Raw genomic sequence first — 18,505 nt, forward strand, 5'->3', positions numbered from 1 at the left:
GGAGGGAGCCGATCGGCTTGTCGGTCTTGCCCAGGCCGGCACGCGCCATCTTGATGGCCGACGCCAGCGCCTCGATGGCAGGGTCCTGGCCGAACACCACATTCTTCAGGTCGCGGTCGATGGTCTGCAGCTTGGCGCGATCGTCCTGGTTGACCGACTGCGGCGGGATACGCGCGATCTTGGAGATGATTTCCTCGATCTCGGACTTGCCGATGGTCTTCTTCTGCTTCGACTTGGGCAGGATGCGTTGCGCCGCGCCCGCCTCGTCGATCACATCGATGGCCTTGTCGGGCAGGTGGCGATCGTTGATGAAGCGCGCCGCCAGCTCGGCCGCCGAGGTCAATGCCGATGCCGAATACTTCACGCCATGGTGTTCTTCGAACTTCGACTTGAGGCCGCGCAGGATCTGCACCGTCTGCTCGACGGTGGGCTCGTTGACGTCGATCTTCTGGAAACGACGCGACAAGGCGTGGTCTTTCTCGAACACCCCGCGGAATTCGGTATAGGTGGTCGCGCCGATGCACTTGAGCTGGCCGCTCGAGAGCGCCGGCTTGAGCAGGTTCGATGCGTCCAGCGTACCGCCGGAAGCCGAGCCGGCGCCGATGATGGTGTGGATCTCATCGATGAAAAGGATGCCGTTGGGGCTGTCCTTGAGCTGCTTGAGCACGGCCTTGAGACGTTGCTCGAAGTCACCGCGATACTTGGTGCCGGCCAGCAACGCGCCCATGTCGAGCGAATACACCACGGCATTCTTCAGGATCTCGGGAACGTCGCCCTGGGTCACGCGCCAGGCCAGGCCTTCGGCGATGGCGGTCTTGCCCACACCGGCCTCGCCCACCAGCAGCGGATTGTTCTTGCGACGGCGGCACAGGGTCTGGATGACGCGCTCGACCTCGGAATCGCGCCCGATCAGCGGGTCGATCTTGCCCTCGGCCGCAGCCTTGTTCAGGTTTTGGGTGAACTGGTCGAGCGGACTTTCCTTCTGCTGGCCTTCGGCCTGCACGTCCTCGGCGCCTTCCGGGGCCTTTTGCGGATCGGCCTGCTGGTCCTTGCGCACACCGTGCGAAATGAAATTGACCACGTCCAGGCGGGTCACGCCCTGCTGGTGCAGGTAGTACACCGCGTGCGAATCCTTCTCGCCGAAGATCGCCACCAGCACGTTGGCGCCGGTGACTTCCTTCTTGCCGTTGGACGCAGACTGCACGTGCATGATGGCGCGCTGGATCACGCGCTGGAAACCCAGCGTGGGCTGGGTATCCACCTCGTTGGTGCCAGGCACGGTGGGCGTGTTGTCGGTAATAAAGTTGGTCAGCGTCTTGCGCAGATCGTCAATATTGACCGAGCAGGCACGCAGCACCTCGGCCGCCGACGGATTGTCGAGCAGCGCGAGCAGCAAGTGTTCTACGGTAATGAATTCATGGCGCGATTGTCTGGCTTCGACAAAGGCCATGTGCAAACTGACTTCGAGTTCCTGCGCAATCATGCTTCCTCCATCACGCATTGCAGGGGATGCCCTGCCTTTCGAGCGTGGTTTAAAACGAGTTCCACTTTAGTGGATGCAATATCCTTCGGATACACACCGCACATACCCTTCCCATCGCGGTGAACCATGAGCATGATCTGCGTCGCGGTTTCACGGTCTTTGTTGAAGTACTGCTGAATGACTGCGACGACGAATTCCATCGGCGTATAGTCATCGTTCAACAACAGAACTTGGTACATCGGGGGCGGCTTGACTTTCGACTCCTGTCGCTCCAGGACTGTACCGCCATCATTTGCGTGCTTGGTTGCCATGCGTTTATTCGACCATCAATAACTGTGCAACGCACAATGATTACGTAACCTCCAGATGAATAGATATTACGCGTTTTCCCGATGTCGCGCAGATGACGATGAATTATCCTAAATCAAGGGTGCGGTGCGCCATCAAGTGAACAGCGGGCCAATCTTTAAGTTGAAATTTCCTTGACTTTTACTTTTCGACCGAGAACAATGGAAAACATTGGTAAGTAGTTACTGCTTGTCAATGTAAGTTCAATAGGGGGCAAGTTTAAAGGGGGCTGCGTGACGCGCGATGCTTCTTGCTTTAACGGCTCGTGTGATTAGTTTATATTTGAGAGATAGTTTTTATGGCAACTGGTACAGTTAAGTGGTTCAACGATTCCAAGGGTTTCGGCTTCATTACTCCGGACGACGGCGGTGAAGATTTGTTTGCACACTTCTCTGCAATCAACATGAGCGGCTTCAAGACCCTGAAAGAAGGTCAAAAGGTCAGTTTCGAAGTGACGCAAGGCCCGAAGGGCAAGCAAGCATCGAACATTCAAGACGGCAACTGATTTTTTCAGTACGTCTCTAAAAAAGCCTCGCGATGCGAGGCTTTTTTTATAGGTGTCTGCATCCGGCCACGGGTTCCCCGGCCGGCTCCTCCTACTCGCCGGCCAAGCTGACCCGGCGAGGGGCTTTCCCACTACATGTTTTCGATCATTGCCTCGCCGAATCCCGAGCACGAGACCTGCGTCGCGCCTTCCATCAGGCGGGCGAAATCATAGGTGACCCGCTTGGAGGCGATGGTCTTCTGCATCGCCTCGACGATCAGGTCGGCCGCCTCGGTCCATCCCATGTGGCGCAACATCATCTCGGCCGAGAGGATCACCGAGCCCGGATTGACGTAGTCCTTGCCGGCGTACTTCGGGGCGGTACCGTGCGTGGCTTCGAACATCGCCACCGAATCCGACATGTTGGCGCCGGGCGCGATGCCCACCCCGCCCACCTGGGCGGCCACCGCGTCGGAAATGTAGTCACCGTTGAGGTTCATGGTCGCGATCACGCTGTATTCGGCCGGACGCATCAATACCTGCAGGAAGAAGGCGTCGGTGATGGCATCCTTGATCATGATGCTGCGGCCGGTGCGCGGATTCTTCAGGCGCATCCATGGCCCCTCGTCGATCAGCTCGGCACCGAACTCCTTGGCGGCCAGCGCAAACCCCCAGTCGCGGAAGGCCCCCTCGGTGAATTTCATGATGTTGCCCTTGTGCACCAGCGTCACCGACGGCTTGTCGTGCTCGATGGCGTACTGGATGGCGCGCCGCACCAGCCGTTCGGTGCCCTCGCGCGACACCGGCTTGATGCCCAATGCCGAGGTCTCGGGAAAACGCAGCTTCTTGACGCCCATCTCGCGGGTCAGGAATTCGATCACTTTTTTGGCGTCTTCCGAACCGCTCTGCCACTCGATGCCGGCGTAGATGTCCTCGGAGTTTTCACGGAACACCACCATGTCGGTCTTCTCGGGCTCGCGCAGCGGCGACGGCGTTCCCTTGAAATACCGCACCGGGCGCAGGCAGACATACAGGTCGAGATGCTGGCGCAACAGCACGTTGAGCGAACGGATGCCGCTGCCCACCGGGGTGGTCAGCGGCCCCTTGATCGAGACCAGGTAATCCTTGACCACTTCCAGCGTCTCGTCGGGCATGGCGATGTCGGCGCCGTACAGGCGGGTAGCCTTGAGGCCGGCGAAGATCTCCATCCAGTGGATCTTGCGCTGGCCGCCATAGGCGCGCCGGACCGCGGCATCGACCACCTTGAGCATGACCGGCGTGACGTCCACGCCGATGCCGTCGCCCTCGATGTAGGGAATGATGGGGTTGTTCGGGACGTTGAGGGTGTAATCGGCGTTGGCGGTGATCTTTGCGCCTTCAGCGGGCACTTGGATATGTTGGTACGACATCGTGGTCTCCGGCGGTTAATCTGGTCAGTTGAACAATCAGCGGGCAATTTTAAGAGATTTCGCGCAAGCGGGTCGGCATCGCCGGCAAAGCATGTCCTGGCGCACCGATCGGGGCCCCGATTTTACTGAACGCGGCGATTTTGCGACACTAGCGGACTGTAACGCTTAAATCGGTCGTCCATGCCACTCATTCTGTTCAACAAGCCGTTCCAGGTCATGAGCCAGTTCTCGGATCATCCCGGGCGCCCCACGCTGGCGCAATACCTGGATATCCCCGGCATCTACCCCGCCGGCCGCCTCGACGCCGACAGCGAAGGCCTGCTACTGCTGACCGACGATGGGCAATTGCAGCATCGCATCAGCCATCCGCGCAAGAAGCAACCCAAGACCTACCTGGCGCAGGTCGAGGGACAAGCCCGGGCCGAAGCGCTCGATACCCTGCGCCGGCCGCTCGACCTGGGCGACTTCGTCACCCAGCGCAGCGAGGTCAAGCTGATCCAGGAGCCCGCGTGGTTATGGCCGCGCACGCCCCCCATCCGTTTTCGCAAGGACCATCCCACCAGTTGGCTGGCGCTGACCATCAGCGAGGGCAAGAACCGGCAGGTACGACGAATGACGGCCGCCGTGGGCCACCCTACGCTGCGCCTGGTGCGCATCGCCATCGGTCCGTATGCCCTGGCGACGCACCCGTTGCTGCCGGGGCAATGGTGCGAAGTCGACGCAGCGCTGCTGGACGACTAGTCGATCGGGCGATACGCGCAGATCGCATCACGATATGCGGTTTCTGTCTGCGAAAAAAAGTTCCTGATAACTGTCAACCTCTGTCACGGCGTGCCGTTATTGTCAGTGATTCTCTCGAATCATCGTTGCCTTACATCCCTAACATGTTGAACTGAAGGACGCAAAAATGAAAAAACTGATCGCCGCTCTGATCGCTGGTCTGTTCGCCACTGCCGCTTTCGCACAAGCCCCTGCTGCTCCTGAAGCCCCTAAGGCAGAAGCATCGGCACCCAAGGCCAAGAAGGCAAAGAAGGCAAAGAAGGCAAAGAAGGCAAAGAAGGCTGCTGAAGCCAAGTAATCTGCGTCCGCGCGATTCAAAAAAAGGCAGGGTTTCCTGCCTTTTTGCATTTTTGGCACCGCTATAATCGTGGCTGCCTCGTCGACTCCAGGAATAAACGCCTTCCCATGCGCCCATCCATTCGCCCCTCCCCTTCCCTCCGTTACGCATTGAATCGCCTGGCCGGCTGTGCTGCACTGGCCCTGGCCACCCTGTCTGCAGCCCAGGCACAGACCCCGCCACGGCATTTTGCGACTACCCAGCTCAACATTGGCATCCACCTGATCAAGGCCGAAGTGGCGCAGACCGAGGCCGAGCGCGAACAGGGACTGATGTTCCGCGAGAAAATGGGGGACAACGAAGGGATGCTGTTCCTGTTCAAGTCGCCCGCCGGCGTATGCATGTGGATGAAAAATACCCTGATCCCGCTGTCGGTGGCCTTCCTGGACGAGAAAGGCGAGATCATCAACATCGAGGACATGAAGCCCGAGACGCTCGATTCGCACTGCGCCAAGCGTGGCGCCACCTACGCCCTCGAGATGAACCGTGGCTGGTTCAAGCAGAAGAACATCAAGCCCGGCACCGTGATCGACGGCCTGCCGCGCTGAAGCCAAAGGCCAGCGCGCCATGCCGGCGCGCTGGCGATAGATCGCAAAACCGTCGCGCCAATGAAAAAACCCGCCTGTGACCAGACGGGTTTTTCTTCACTTGCCTGCATGCAACCCTGCTACCGAGGCAGCGGGCGCGGCGCCAGCGCCAATCAGGCGGCCAGGGCCTTCAGGGCAGCAGCCAGGCGGCTTTTGTGGCGAGCGGCCTTGTTCTTGTGAATGATCTTCTTGTCGGCGATGCTGTCGAGAGTCGACACCGAAGCCTGGAACACGCTGGTCGCAGCAGCCTTGTCGCCAGCGGCAATCGCCTTGCGAACTGCCTTGATTGCGGTACGCAGGGTCGAACGCTGGCTCGAGTTGTGCGCGTTTTGCTTAACTGCTTGACGTGCACGCTTGCGTGCCTGTGCGGTATTTGCCATGAAATTATCCTAAATCGAGAGTCGTATGCGCCGCTAACCCTTAGGACTCGCGAAGCCAAATTCTGTGAAGCCACGGATTATAACCACTTTTCGCAAAGTGGGCAAACACTAGCTGCAACGCCGGCCATTGCCACCGGGCCGGCCTGTTGTTCGGCCGCCATGGCCGGTCCGCCGCCGGTGATCGAACCGACCCGCTTGCGCCGCAGTCTATTGGCATCCAGACAATTCAAGGCGCGCCACCGTCGCCCCCGGCCGCGCCGCTATAATGCCGCTCCATGAACTTGCACAAAACGCTGGCGGCCATCTCCGGCATGACGATGCTCTCGCGCATCACCGGATTGGCCCGCGAAATCCTGTTTGCCCGCGCCTTCGGGGCATCTGCCTATACCGATGCCTTCAATATCGCCTTCCGCATCCCCAACCTGTTGCGCCGACTGTTTGCCGAGGGCGCCTTCTCGCAGGCCTTCGTGCCCATCCTCGCGGAATACAAGAACCAGCGCGGCCAGGAGCAGACCAAGCACCTGATCGACCACGTCGCCACGGTGCTGATGTGGATGATGCTGGCGACCTGCGTGGCCGGCATCGTGGCCACGCCCTTCGTGGTCTACTTCATCGCCACCGGCCTGCAATATAACCAGGACGCGTTCCACGCATCGGTGGTGATGACCCGCATCATGTTTCCCTATATCGGATTCATGGCGTTCGTGGCGCTGGCCGGCGGAATCCTCAACACCTGGAAGGAATTCAAGATCCCGGCCTTCACCTCGGTGCTGCTGAACCTGTCCTTCATCGTGGCATCGCTGCTGGTGGCGCCCTTCATGGAGCAGCCGATCTACGCCATGGCCTTCGCCGTGCTGGTGGGCGGGGTGCTGCAGGTGGCCCTGCAGGTGCCGGCGTTGATGAAGATCGGCATGCTGCCCAGGCTCTACTGGAACCCGGCCATCGGCCTGCGCGACGAAGGTGTCAAGCGCGTACTCAAGAAGATGGGGCCGGCGGTGTTCGCCGTCTCGGCCGCGCAACTGAGCCTGATGATCAATACCAACATCGCATCGCGGCTGCAGCACGGCAGCGTGTCGTGGCTGTCATATGCCGACCGCCTGATGGAGTTTCCGACCGCGCTGCTGGGCGTGGCGCTGGGGACCATCCTGCTGCCCAGCCTGTCCAACGCCCATGCCGCCGACGACATGGACGAATACTCGGCCCTGCTCGACTGGGGCTTGCGCCTGACCTTCATGCTGGCCATGCCGGCGGCGGTGGCGCTGGCCACGCTGTCGACGCCGCTGACGGCCACCCTGTTCCACTATGGCCGCTTCGACACGCTGTCGGTGGCCATGACCGGCCATGCGCTGGTGGCCTATGGCGTGGGCCTGATCGGGTTGGTGGTGGTCAAGATCCTGGCGCCCGGCTTCTATGCCAAGCAGGATATCCGCACCCCCGTGATCATCGCCGTCATCGTCCTGGTCGCCACCCAGTTGATGAATACCCTGTTCGTGCCCCGCTTCGCCCATGCCGGACTGGCGCTGTCGATCGGCCTGGGCGCCTGCCTCAATGCGGTGCTGCTGTTCTGGGGCTTGCGCCGCCGTGGCATCTATACACCACGTCCCGGCTGGGGCATGTTCCTGGTGCGCATGACGGGTGCCCTGCTGGTGCTGGCCGGCGTGGCGCTATGGATTGCCGGCAAGTTCGACTGGATCGCATTGCAGGCCCATCCCCTGCTACGCATCGGCGCGCTGCTGCTGGTGATCGCAGCATGCGCACTCGCATACTTCGGTCCCCTGTTCGCGATGGGCTTGCGGCTATCCGAATTCAAGCGTATTGCGCGTCGTTAGCAAATCGGGCGACGCATCCCAACATATTTTGATAGGATGTCCTGCATGACGCTGACCTCCCTCGAATACTTTGCTTCGCTGGTGCGCCAGGACGATTCGATTCCCCTGTTCGAATCTGCCTTGACGCTGGGCCAGGACTTCTATCCCGAGATGGATTTCGGCGAACAGGAGGTCGAGCTCGACAACCTGGCGCTCAAGCTGCGGGACCGCATGCCGCAGGATGCGTCGCAAATCCAGAAGTTGCGCATGCTGAACCATTTCTTCTTCCAGGAAATGGCCTTCGCCGGCAACATCAACAACTATTACGACCCCGACAACAGTTACCTGCACCGGGTCATCGCCACCCGGCGCGGCATCCCGATCTCGCTGGCGGTGGTGTTCATCGAACTGGCCCAGCAGATCGGGCTGGACATGAAAGGGGTGTCCTTCCCCGGGCATTTCCTGATGAAGCTGTCGGTGCAATCGGGCGAGATCGTGCTCGATCCGATGAACGGCTCGAGCCTGTCGCGCGAAGAGCTCGAGGAACGGCTCGAACCCTACCTGGAACGCCAGCAGGAACAGGAAGACGATGACGAGTTGCCGTTGGCGGCCTACCTGCGGGCGGCCCATCCGCGCGAGATCCTGGCGCGCATGCTGCGCAACCTGAAGGCAATCTTCATGGAAAGCCAGCGCTGGCAACAGGTGCTGGACGTGCAGGAAAGGCTGGTCATCCTGCTGCCCGAGGAAGTGACCGAACGGCGCGATCGCGGCCTGGCGCGCGCCAACCTGGGTCTGGCCCAGGCTGCGCTGGAAGACCTCGAGGCCTATCTCGCGCTGCGCCCCCACGCCGAGGATGCGGAAAGCCTGCGCGACATGCTGCCCGACCTGCGCGAAGCGCTGCGCCGGCCCAACTAGCAGGCCGACGCTCTATCGATAGCGGCCGTCAGCTGCGCTTCTCGATCTCTTCCCAGCGCTCCAGGCTGGTCAGCATTTCCTCGTCGATCTCGGCGAAGCGCTGGTTCAGCCTGACCACGTCATCGGTCTTGCTCTTGTAGATGTCGGGGTCGGCCAGCTTGGCCGAGATGAGCTTCTGCTCGGCTTCCAGCTCGGCGATGCGGCGCGGCAGTTCTTCCAGCTCGCGCTGCTCCTTGTAGCTCAACTTCTTCTTGGCCGCAGCCGGCGCCGGCGCAGGCTCGGGAGCGGCCATGGTCGAGAGCGACTTGTCGGCGCGCGGCGCGGCCTTGGCAGGCGCGGCCACCCGCACCCGTTCCCAGTCCGAGTAACCGCCCACGTATTCGCGCCAGACGCCATCGCCCTCGGCCGCGATCACCTGGGTCACCACGTTATCGAGGAACATGCGGTCGTGACTCACCAGGAACACCGTGCCCTCGAAGTCCTCCAGCAATTCCTCGAGCAACTCCAGCGTATCGATGTCGAGGTCGTTGGTGGGCTCGTCCAGCACCAGGATATTGGCCGGCTTGGCGAACAGGCGTGCCAGCAGCAGGCGATTGCGCTCGCCACCGGACAGCGTACGCACCGGCGAACGGGCGCGTTCGGGGGCGAACAGGAAGTCGGACAGGTAGGTCATCACATGCTTGCGCTGGCCATTGACCTCGACCCAGTCGCTGCCGGGTGCGATGGTATCGGCCAGGCTGGCCTCTTCATTGAGCTGCGCGCGCATCTGGTCGAAATACGCCACCTGCTGCTTGGTGCCTTGCTTGATGGTGCCGCTGTCGGCACTTTCCTCGCCCAGGATCAGCTTGAGCAGCGTGGTCTTGCCGGCGCCGTTGTGGCCGATCAGTCCCACCTTGTCGCCGCGCATCAGGATGCCGCTGAAATCGCGCACGATGGTCTTGGCGCCGTAGCTCTTGCTGACATTCTCGAGTTCGGCCACGATCTTGCCCGACCGCTCGCCGCCCGACACTTCCAGCTTGACCTGCCCCTGGCGATCGCGCCGCTCGCCGCGCTGCAGGCGCAGCGCCTCCAGCCGTCGCACCCGGCCTTCGTCGCGGGTGCGACGGGCTTGCACGCCCTTGCGGATCCAGACCTCTTCCTGGGCCAGGAACTTGTCGAACTTGGCATTCTCGACTTCTTCATTGGCCAGCAGTTCGGCCTTGCGCGTCTGGTAGGTGCTGAAATTGCCCGGGAACGACAGGATCTTGCCCCGATCCAGTTCGATGATGCGGGTGCTGACGTTATCCAGGAAGCGCCGATCGTGGGTAATGAGCAGGATGCTGCCCTTGAAGTCGCGCAGCAAGCCCTCGAGCCACTGGATCGAGCCGAAATCGAGGTGATTGGTGGGTTCGTCCAGCAGCAGCACGTCGGGGTTGCCGACCAGGCCGCAGGCCAGCGCCACCCGCTTGTGCATCCCGCCCGAGAGCTCGCCGATGCGGGAGTCGCGGTTCAGGTTGAGCTTGTCCAGCGTGGTCTCGACCTTGTTGCCGATGGACCAGGCGTCGGCCGCATCGAGCTGGGTCTGGATCTGGTGCATGCGCTCCAGCAAGGCATCGTCGTTGTCGCCGCCGAACTGGCCGGTGATGGCCTCGTACTCGGCCAGCAGGGCCGGCAATTCGCCCAGGCCCGAGGCGACGGCGTCATAGACGGTCATCTCGGCCGGAAAATGCGGCTCCTGGTCGACATAGGCGATCTTGACGCTCTGCTGCATCACCAGCACGCCATCGTCGAGCTTGGAGCGCCCGGCGATGATCTTGAGCAGCGACGACTTGCCGGTGCCGTTGCGGCCGATGAGGCCGACCCGCTCGCCGGTCTCCAGCGAGAATTCTGCATGATCGAGGAGCGCCACGTGGCCAAAGGCCAGTTGCGCATCGGAAAGGGAAATGACTGCCATAGCGTGTTTGGGCGAGCGCGGTGCGCTGCCGATCCAGATGAATTGCGGGAAAACGCCCGAAAGAGCGGCATTGTACCGGCTTGCCGGGGCCCATGGGCGGCCGCCGCCGCTGTTACATTCAGTAAAGCATTGATGCCGACGCCAGCCGGGGCCGCTGGCCGCATGCTGTAAGATAGCGCATCCCGATTTCACGTCATCTCATGCCCTCTCCAGCCTCCAGCGCCCTTCATCGCCATCAGCGCGGTTTTCTCAACCCCAACATTGCCAAGTTCGTCGGACTGTCCATCCTCGGATTGGGCATCGTCGGCGCATTGCTGGTGGTCTATGCGCTGATCTTCATCAACCCGCGCCTGCCCTCGCTGGACCTGATCACCGACTATCGCCCCAAGGTCCCGCTGCGCATCTGGTCGGAAGACAAGGTACTGCTGGGCGAATTCGGCGAGGAAAAGCGCAGCCTGGTCAAGCTGGAAGACATTCCGGCCGACATGAAGAATGCGGTGCTGGCCATCGAGGACTATCGCTTCTACCAGCACGGCGGCATCGACTACATCGGCATCGCCCGGGCGCTGGCGACCGACGTCCTGCGCGGCAGCGCCTCGCAAGGCGCCAGCACCATCACCATGCAGGTGGCGCGCAATGTGTTCCTGACCAAGGAAAAGACCATCTCGCGCAAGCTCTACGAAGTGCTGCTGGCCAACAAGATCGAGAGTGCCCTCTCCAAGGACCAGATCCTGGAGGTCTACATGAACCAGATCTACCTGGGCCAGCGCGCCTTCGGCTTCGCCGCAGCCGCCCGCACCTACTTCGGCAAGGACCTCAAGGATGTCTCGCTGGCCGAGGCCGCGATGCTGGCCGGCCTGCCCAAGGCGCCGTCGGCCTACAACCCGGTGGTCAATCCCAAGCGCGCCCACATCCGCCAGCAATATATCCTGCAGCGCATGCTGGACGTGGGCTTCATCACCCAGGCCCAGTATGACGCCGCCGCCAAGGAACCGTTGAAGGTGCGCGCGCCGGGCAGCCAGTACATGGTGCATGCCGAGTACGTCACCGAGATGGCGCGCCAGATGGTCTACGCCCAGTACAAGGAAGAAACCTATACCCAGGGCTTCAACGTCTACACCACCATCAACGCCGCCGATCAGCAGGCCGCCTACCTGGCCGTGCGCCGTGGGGTCATGGACTACGACCGGCGGCATGGCTATCGCGGCCCGGTCGAGACCGTGGAGTTGCCCGAGGACGCCGACGCCCGCGCCGCCGCCATCGATGACCTGATGGACGACCACCCCGACAACGACGACATCCTGGCCGCCGTGGTGGTGGCCGCCGGCCCCAGGCAGGTCGATGTGGTGCTGCGCTCGGGCGAACGCATCAGCATCAAGGGCGAGGCCCTGCGCTTCGTGGCCAATGCCTTGTCCGACAAGGCCAAGAAGGAAATCCGTATCCGCCCGGGCGCGTTGATCCGCGTGATGCAGGACGCCAAGCAGAACTGGCAGATCGTGCAGTTGCCGCAGGTCGAGTCGGCGCTGGTGTCGGTGGTGCCGCAGGACGGCGCCATCCGGGCGCTAGTGGGCGGCTTCGACTTCACCCAGAACAACTTCAACCACGTCACGCAAGCCTGGCGCCAGCCCGGTTCGACCTTCAAGCCGTTCATCTATGCCGCGGCCCTCGAAAAGGGCTTCGGCCCGGCCAGCATCGTCAACGACGCACCGGTGTCGTACCCGGCCGGCAACGGCCAGCCCAACTGGGAACCCAAGGACGATGAACCGCCGGCCGGCCCGATGACGGTGCGCACGGCGCTGCAGAAGTCGGTCAACCTGGTGGCCATTCGCACACTCGACAACATCGGCGTGCAATATGCCAAGGAGTTCATCACGGCCACCTACGGCTTCGATCCCGACAAGGTGCCGCCCTACCTGCCCATGGCGCTGGGCGCAGGACAGACCAACCCGCTGCAACTGTCGGCTGCGTATTCGGTGTTTGCCAATGGCGGCTACCGCATCGCACCGTACCTGATCGCCCAGGTCACCGATGCCCGCGGCAAGGTGCTGTCCAAGGCCGACCCGCTGGTGGTCGGCAACGGCGCGCCGCGCGTGGTGGCCGAGCGCAACAGCTACATGATGACCAACCTGCTCAAGTCGGTGGCCCAGCGCGGTACAGGCGCGCGCAGCAACAGCATCGGCCGCACCGACCTGGCCGGCAAGACCGGCACCACCAACGACGCCTTCGATGGCTGGTTTGCCGGTTACCAGCGCACCCTGGCCACCGTGGTATGGATGGGCTACGACCAGCCCAAGAGCCTGGGCGGCATGGAGTTCGGGGCCCAGTTGGCGCTGCCGATCTGGGTCGACTACATGCGGGCCGCGCTCAAGGGCGTGCCGCAGGCGGAGCTGCCGGTGCCGGACGGCATCCGCTTCATCGATGGCGAACCCTACTACGACAACTTCACGCCCGGCAACGGCCAGGTGACCAATGTCGGCGTGACCGTGGTCGACGCCATCTCGAACTTCTTCGGTTGGACGCCCAGCTCGGCACCACCCGCGCCGGCCGGATCGGGGGGCCAGGTCGCGCCGGGCAATGCGCCTTCGCCCTCGCCTTCGCAACCGTCGTCGGCGGCCAAGCGGTTCTATGACAGCACCAACCAGAGCCCCTGAGCCCGGTGGCACCAACGAAAAAGCGCAGAAGAAAAATCTTCTGCGCTTTTTTTTATGCTGGCGCCCCCGACACGGATCGAACGTGTGACCTATCCCTTAGGAGGGGATCGCTCTATCCACTGAGCTACGGGGGCAGCAAGGCCGCTATTGTAGCCGTAGCGACCGTCATTGCAAAGCTGGCATGCGATATGTGGTCTTGCATGCACGATGTCGGGATGGCTCGTCCAACGCCTTGCACTACAATGACTGCAGCAAGCCGCAACCAATAGCCGCCGCCAGGGAGACCCCGTTGACATCGAAGTCCGCCATCCGCCTTGCCCGCTTCATGCCGCCCATCGGCCAGGCCTTCATGCCTGCGCTATGTGGCGTGGCGCTGATGCTGGCCTGCCATGCCGCCGCCCAGGCCGGTGCGCCACAGGTGCCGGCGATGGCCGAGCGGGTGGCCGCCTGCGTTGCCTGTCATGGCGCCCAAGGCCGGGCCGGGCCGGACGGCTATTACCCCCGCATCGCCGGCAAGCCCGAAGGCTACCTCTATAACCAGCTGCGGCATTTTCGTGACGGGCAGCGGCGCTACCCGCCGATGAATTACCTGCTGACCAATCTTTCGGATGACTACCTGCGCCAGATCGCGCGCCATTTCGCCCAACAGCATCCGCCCGGCGCGACGGCGGCCGCCGGCAATACCTCGGCCGCAGTGCTGGAACGGGGCCGGCTGCTGGCCACGCAGGGTGCACCGGAGCGCCGGCTGCCGGCGTGCGCGGCCTGCCATGGCCAGGCGCTGTCGGGCCTGCAGCCGGCGATCCCGGGCTTGCTGGGCCTGCCGCGCGACTACATCAGCGCCCAGCTGGGGGCCTGGCGCAACGGCGCACGGCGCGCCCATGCGCCCGATTGCATGGCCGATGTCGCCCAGGCCCTGACGCCCGACGAGATCCACGCGGTCAGCACCTGGCTGGCGCTGCAGCCGTCGGACGCGCCGCTGGCTGTCGCATCCACGGCGGCCCTGCCTATCCGTTGCGGCAGCGTGGGAGCGACGCCATGAAACGCCTGTCGATGACGCTGGCGGGCGGCCTGGCCATGTTCGTGCTGGCCGGCTTGGCACTGCTGGCCTGGCAGTGGCTGCGTCCCGAGACGATGGGACAGGCGGTCGCCATCACCGACCCGGCGGCCCAGGTGGCACGCGGCGCCTACCTGGCCCGCGCCGGCAATTGCATGGGCTGCCACACCGCGCGCGGCAGCACCCCCTACGCCGGCGGACGCGCCATGCCGACCCCGTTCGGCACGCTCTATACCAGCAATCTCACGCCCGATCGCCACAGCGGCATCGGCACCTGGAACGCCGACGACTTCTGGCGCGCGCTGCACCATGGCCGCGGCAAGGATGGTCGCTTCCTCTATCCGGCTTTTCCATTCACCAATTACACCCGGGTCTCGCGGTCCGACGCCGACGCCCTGTTCGCCTACCTGCAAAGCCTGCCGCCGGCAGCGCGCGCCAACACGCCGCATCAATTGCGCTTTCCGTACAACCAGCGCTGGCTACTGGGATTCTGGCGCGCACTGTACTTCGCCCCAGGCCAATACCAGCCGCAGCCGCAGCAAGGCGCGCAGTGGAACCGCGGCGCCTACCTGGTGCAGGGACTGGGTCATTGCAGCGGATGCCACAGCACGCGCAACGGGTTTGGGGCCGCCGGCAAGCCGGACGACCTGTCCGGCGGGTTGATCCCGGGCCTGGACTGGATGGCACCGTCCCTGCAGGCAGACGGCCCGCATGGCCTGCGCCAGTGGAGCAGTGACGAGTTGGGCACCTTGCTGGCCAATGGCGTGTCGCAACGGGCGGCCGTCATGGGACCGATGGCCGAGGTGGTGGGGCAAAGCCTGCAATACCTGACGCCGCAGGACATCGCCGCCATGACCACCTACCTGCGTTCATTGCCGGCGCTGGCCACGCCTGCCACCGACCGGGTGTCGTCGCCGCCGCAACAGGCCGAGCAGGTCATGCGCACCGGTGAACGGCTCTATCGACAGCTGTGCGTCGATTGCCACAATGCGCGCGGCCAGGGCATCGCACCCGATTATCCGCCGCTGGACGGCAACCCGGCCCTGGCCGCGCTACCGGTCAATGCCATCAGGATCGTGTTGCACGGTGGTTATCCGCCGTCGACGGCCGGCAACCCCTACCCGTTCGGCATGCCGCCGTTCGGGCACCAGTTGTCGGATGAGGAAGTGGCCGCCGTGGTGAGTTACGTGCGCAACAGCTGGAGCAACCGCGGCGGGATGGTCGGCGCGGCCGAGGTCAACCGGCTGCGCGGCGTGCCGCTGGAGTAGCGCCTATTGGCCGCTGGCACTGAGCTTGTAACCGACGCCGCGCACGGTCTGCACGTAGTGCGCCAGTTCGCCCAGCGACTTGCGCAGCCGCATGATGTGGACGTCGACCGTACGCTCTTCGATGAAGGTATGGTCGCCCCACACCTTGTCGAGCAACTGCGTACGCGAAAAGATCCGCTCCGGGTGCGCCACCAGGAACCGCAGCAACTTGAATTCGGCCTGGTCCAGCGTTACCTCGCGTTGCGCCAGCGATACCTGCAGCCGCTCGGCGTCGACCATGATGGCGCCATAGGTCAGGGCCTGGCTACCCACCTCGGGGGTCTTGCGACGCAACAGCGCCTGCACCCGCGCCACCAGTTCCTTGGGCGAGAACGGCTTGGTGACGTAATCGTCGGCGCCTTCGTTGAGGCCGCGCACCTTGTCTTCTTCCATGCCCTTGGCGGTGAGCATGATCACCGGCAGGGTCGCCGTGCGGGCGTCGCGGCGCAATTCCGACAGCAGCGCCAGGCCCGAACTGTCGGGCAGCATCCAGTCCAGCAGCACCACATGCGGCAAGGCCTCGGCGATCTGGCGCCGCGCCTGTTGCACATCGGTGGCCAGGGTGGTGGCAAAGCCCGCCCCCTGCATCGTGAAACGCAGTAGCTCGGCGATGGCCGGTTCATCTTCCACCATCAGGACCTGGGGCTGTGTCATCGCTTTTCCATTGGCCGGTTCAGGCGTTGCATGCGCACTTACAGCACCTTTTCGGCGATGCGCTGGGCCATGGTGCGCGCCAGGACGGCATCTTCGGCTTCGACCATCACGCGGATCAGCGGCTCGGTGCCGGAGGGGCGCAACAATACACGACCGCGCTCGCCCAGCGCCGCTTCCACCGCTGCCGTCTCGGCCTGCAGCGCGACGTTGGATTTCCAGTCGTAGCCTGCCGGGATCTTGACGTTGATCAGTACCTGCGGGAACAGGGTCAGGTCGGCCGTCATCTGCGCCAGCGTCTGGCCGCTGCGCTTGAGCGCCGACAGCACCTGCAGCGCCGACACGATCCCGTCGCCGGTGGTGTGCTTGTCCAGGCACAGCAGATGGCCGGAGCCCTCGCCGCCCAGCAGCCAGCCTTTTTCCTGCAGTACCTCGAGCACATAGCGGTCGCCCACCTTGGCGCGCTCGAAGGCGATGCCCATCCGCTTGAAGGCCACCTGCAGCGCCATGTTGGTCATGAGGGTGCCGACCGCGCCGGCCACCGGGCCGGTGGCCAGCCGGTCCTTGACCATGAGGTACAGCAGCTCGTCGCCGTTGTAGATGCGCCCGCCCGCGTCCACCATCAACAGCCGGTCGGCATCGCCATCGAGCGCAATGCCGAGATCGGCGTTATACGTGCGCACCGCTTCCGACAAGGCTTGCGGCGCGGTGGCACCGCACTTGTCGTTGATATTCAGGCCATTGGGCTTGTTGGCGATGCTGATGACTTCGGCGCCCAGTTCATGAAACACGTGCGGCGCGATGTTGTAGGCCGCGCCATGGGCGCAATCGACCACCAGCGTCATGCCGTGCAGGTCGAGCGCATTGGGGAAGCTGCTCTTGCAGAACTCGATGTAGCGGCCCTGGGCATCGTCCAGCCGGCGCGCCTTGCCCAGTTTTTCGGACGATACGCATTCCATCGGCTGCTCGAGCGCGGCCTCGATATCGGCCTCGACCGTGTCGGGCAACTTGTTGCCGGTGGCCGAGAAGAACTTGATACCGTTATCGTGAAACGGATTGTGCGAGGCCGAGATCACGATCCCGGCCGACAGCCGCAGCGCGCGCGTGAGATAGGCCACCGCCGGGGTCGGCACCGGCCCGGCCAGCATCACATCCACGCCGGCCGCTGCCAGTCCGGCCTCCAGCGCGGCCTCCAGCATGTAGCCCGAGATGCGGGTGTCCTTGCCGATCAAGACCGTGGGCCGCGCCGCCCCATCGCGCGACTTGGCCAGCACGCGCCCGGCGGCGTAGCCCAGGCGCATGACGAAATCGGGCGTGATGGGTGCGGTGCCGACGCGACCGCGTATGCCATCGGTGCCAAAATATTTTGCTGCCATGTTCCGTTCTCCAAATGCTCCGTCGTCTGTCGTTGTCGACACCGACAGGCGGTCTCCATCGAATTATTGCGGCGGGCGTCCCGCCTGCCACATCGCCAGCGCGTCGACCGTCTCGGCGACGTCGTGCACGCGGACGATCATGGCCCCTTGCTGGGCCGCGGCCAAGGCCGCTCCGACGCTGCCGGCCATGCGCTTGTCGACCGGCTTGCCGGTGACCGCGCCCACCATCGACTTACGCGACATGCCCGCCAACAGCGGTAGCCCGAGCCGGTCGATCAGTTGCCGGGTCTGCTGCAGCAGTGCCAGATTATGCGCCAAGGTCTTGCCAAATCCAAAGCCCGGATCGATGCAGATGCGTTCGCGGGCGATGCCTGCCGCGCTCATCTGCTGCACCCGCTGCAGCAGGAACTGGCCCACCTCGTCCACCACATCGTCGTAGTACGGCTCCTGCTGCATGGTCTGCGGCTGGCCCTGCATGTGCATCACGCACAGGCCGGCCTCGCTGTCACGCACCGCTTCGATGGCGCCCTCGGCACGAAAGCCGTTGATATCGTTGATCATGTCGACCTCGGCCAGCAGCGCCTGGCGCATCACGGCAGGCTTGTAGGTGTCGATCGACAAGGGCTTGCCGCAATCGCGCAGCGCATAGATGATCGGCATGACGCGCTCGAGCTCCTGTTCCAGCGACAGCGGCGCGATGCCGGGACGGGTCGATTCGCCACCGATGTCGATGATGTCGACGCCGTCGGCGATCATCTGCTCGGCATGCGAGAGGGCGAACTCGAGCTTGGCGTGGCGCCCGCCGTCGGAAAAGGAGTCCGGCGTGACATTGAGAATGCCCATCACCAGCGGTCGGCGCCCCGGCGCCATCGGCAGTCGGAACCTGCCGCATTTCAGAAATGCTTGTGTCATCAGTTCTCGATATCGGTCTGTTCGGTATTGCCCTGTCGGCTACGGCCGCGCTTGTGCATCAGACGGAAAAAAGGGCGAGGATTTCTCCTC

17 protein-coding genes and 1 tRNA gene are annotated in these 18,505 nt (G+C 63.5%); 9 read left to right on the forward strand and 9 right to left on the reverse strand.

The window, feature by feature from the left end; genetic code table 11:
* Positions 1 to 1,483, reverse strand: a 1,483-nt coding sequence (locus tag PMI40_RS20990; protein ID WP_008119627.1) for a Clp protease N-terminal domain-containing protein, incomplete at its 3' end; no start/stop codon positions are given.
* Positions 1,480 to 1,794: an ATP-dependent Clp protease adapter ClpS gene (gene clpS, locus PMI40_RS20995; RefSeq protein ID WP_008119628.1), complete on the reverse strand. Its 315-nt coding sequence runs from the start codon at positions 1,792 to 1,794 to the stop codon at positions 1,480 to 1,482. The genes clpS and PMI40_RS20990, both read right to left, overlap by 4 nt.
* Positions 1,795 to 2,129: 335 nt before the next feature.
* Between clpS and PMI40_RS21000 the strand changes: the two genes are divergently transcribed.
* Entirely contained in the window at positions 2,130 to 2,336 is a 207-nt protein-coding gene (locus PMI40_RS21000) for a cold-shock protein (RefSeq protein WP_008119630.1), read from the forward strand.
* Positions 2,337 to 2,467: 131 nt separating this feature from the next.
* On the opposite strand, the gene icd is transcribed toward PMI40_RS21000, so the two are convergent.
* On the reverse strand, positions 2,468 to 3,724 hold the full coding sequence (gene icd, locus PMI40_RS21005) for an NADP-dependent isocitrate dehydrogenase (protein ID WP_008119632.1): 1,257 nt from the start codon (positions 3,722 to 3,724) through the stop codon (positions 2,468 to 2,470).
* Between the two features lie 180 nt (positions 3,725 to 3,904).
* On the opposite strand from icd, the gene PMI40_RS21010 reads away from it, so the two are divergent.
* The 3 genes from PMI40_RS21010 to PMI40_RS21020 all read left to right on the forward strand — a co-directional run bounded on the left by PMI40_RS21010 (position 3,905) and on the right by PMI40_RS21020 (position 5,389).
* Positions 3,905 to 4,465 carry a pseudouridine synthase gene (locus PMI40_RS21010; protein WP_008119634.1) on the forward strand — a complete coding sequence of 187 codons (561 nt, stop codon included), beginning with the start codon at positions 3,905 to 3,907 and terminating at the stop codon, positions 4,463 to 4,465.
* Between the two features lie 166 nt (positions 4,466 to 4,631).
* On the forward strand, positions 4,632 to 4,802 hold the full coding sequence (locus tag PMI40_RS24300) for a hypothetical protein (RefSeq protein ID WP_008119636.1): 171 nt from the start codon (positions 4,632 to 4,634) through the stop codon (positions 4,800 to 4,802).
* Between the two features lie 107 nt (positions 4,803 to 4,909).
* Positions 4,910 to 5,389: a DUF192 domain-containing protein gene (locus tag PMI40_RS21020; protein WP_008119639.1), complete on the forward strand. Its 480-nt coding sequence runs from the start codon at positions 4,910 to 4,912 to the stop codon at positions 5,387 to 5,389.
* A 152-nt stretch (positions 5,390 to 5,541) separates the two neighbouring features.
* On the opposite strand, the gene rpsT is transcribed toward PMI40_RS21020, so the two are convergent.
* A complete protein-coding gene (gene rpsT / locus PMI40_RS21025; protein ID WP_008119641.1) occupies positions 5,542 to 5,808 on the reverse strand; it encodes a 30S ribosomal protein S20 in 267 nt (88 codons plus the stop codon).
* A 275-nt stretch (positions 5,809 to 6,083) separates the two neighbouring features.
* On the opposite strand from rpsT, the gene murJ reads away from it, so the two are divergent.
* Together murJ and PMI40_RS21035 are read left to right on the forward strand one after the other, a co-directional pair.
* Positions 6,084 to 7,637: a murein biosynthesis integral membrane protein MurJ gene (gene murJ, locus PMI40_RS21030; RefSeq protein ID WP_008119643.1), complete on the forward strand. Its 1,554-nt coding sequence runs from the start codon at positions 6,084 to 6,086 to the stop codon at positions 7,635 to 7,637.
* Between the two features lie 45 nt (positions 7,638 to 7,682).
* A complete protein-coding gene (locus PMI40_RS21035; protein ID WP_008119647.1) occupies positions 7,683 to 8,531 on the forward strand; it encodes a SirB1 family protein in 849 nt (282 codons plus the stop codon).
* 28 nt (positions 8,532 to 8,559) lie between these two features.
* Here the strand turns inward: PMI40_RS21035 and PMI40_RS21040 are convergent, their stop codons facing one another.
* The gene (locus PMI40_RS21040) at positions 8,560 to 10,464 is read right to left on the reverse strand and encodes an ATP-binding cassette domain-containing protein (RefSeq protein ID WP_008119648.1); all 1,905 of its coding nucleotides are present in this window, start codon (positions 10,462 to 10,464) and stop codon (positions 8,560 to 8,562) included.
* A 200-nt stretch (positions 10,465 to 10,664) separates the two neighbouring features.
* On the opposite strand from PMI40_RS21040, the gene PMI40_RS21045 reads away from it, so the two are divergent.
* Positions 10,665 to 13,115, forward strand: a complete 2,451-nt coding sequence (locus PMI40_RS21045) for a penicillin-binding protein 1A (RefSeq protein ID WP_008119651.1) — start codon at positions 10,665 to 10,667, stop codon at positions 13,113 to 13,115.
* A gap of 58 nt (positions 13,116 to 13,173) precedes the next feature.
* On the opposite strand, the gene PMI40_RS21050 is transcribed toward PMI40_RS21045, so the two are convergent.
* A tRNA-Arg gene (locus PMI40_RS21050) sits at positions 13,174 to 13,249 on the reverse strand.
* A 191-nt stretch (positions 13,250 to 13,440) separates the two neighbouring features.
* Between PMI40_RS21050 and PMI40_RS21055 the strand changes: the two genes are divergently transcribed.
* Positions 13,441 to 14,154: a cytochrome c gene (locus tag PMI40_RS21055; protein WP_369770853.1), complete on the forward strand. Its 714-nt coding sequence runs from the start codon at positions 13,441 to 13,443 to the stop codon at positions 14,152 to 14,154.
* On the forward strand, positions 14,151 to 15,437 hold the full coding sequence (locus tag PMI40_RS21060; RefSeq protein WP_008119654.1) for a cytochrome c: 1,287 nt from the start codon (positions 14,151 to 14,153) through the stop codon (positions 15,435 to 15,437). The genes PMI40_RS21055 and PMI40_RS21060 overlap by 4 nt, the downstream gene beginning before the upstream one ends.
* Before the next feature lie 3 nt (positions 15,438 to 15,440).
* Here the strand turns inward: PMI40_RS21060 and PMI40_RS21065 are convergent, their stop codons facing one another.
* The 3 genes from PMI40_RS21065 to folP all read right to left on the reverse strand — a co-directional run bounded on the left by PMI40_RS21065 (position 15,441) and on the right by folP (position 18,415).
* On the reverse strand, positions 15,441 to 16,130 hold the full coding sequence (locus PMI40_RS21065) for a response regulator (RefSeq protein WP_008119656.1): 690 nt from the start codon (positions 16,128 to 16,130) through the stop codon (positions 15,441 to 15,443).
* Between the two features lie 38 nt (positions 16,131 to 16,168).
* On the reverse strand, positions 16,169 to 17,503 hold the full coding sequence (glmM, locus tag PMI40_RS21070; protein ID WP_008119658.1) for a phosphoglucosamine mutase: 1,335 nt from the start codon (positions 17,501 to 17,503) through the stop codon (positions 16,169 to 16,171).
* A gap of 63 nt (positions 17,504 to 17,566) precedes the next feature.
* The gene (folP, locus tag PMI40_RS21075; RefSeq protein WP_008119660.1) at positions 17,567 to 18,415 is read right to left on the reverse strand and encodes a dihydropteroate synthase; all 849 of its coding nucleotides are present in this window, start codon (positions 18,413 to 18,415) and stop codon (positions 17,567 to 17,569) included.
* Between the last annotated feature and the right edge of the window lie 90 nt (positions 18,416 to 18,505).

This window comes from Herbaspirillum sp. YR522 (assembly GCF_000282575.1).
Lineage (GTDB): Bacteria > Pseudomonadota > Gammaproteobacteria > Burkholderiales > Burkholderiaceae_D > Herbaspirillum.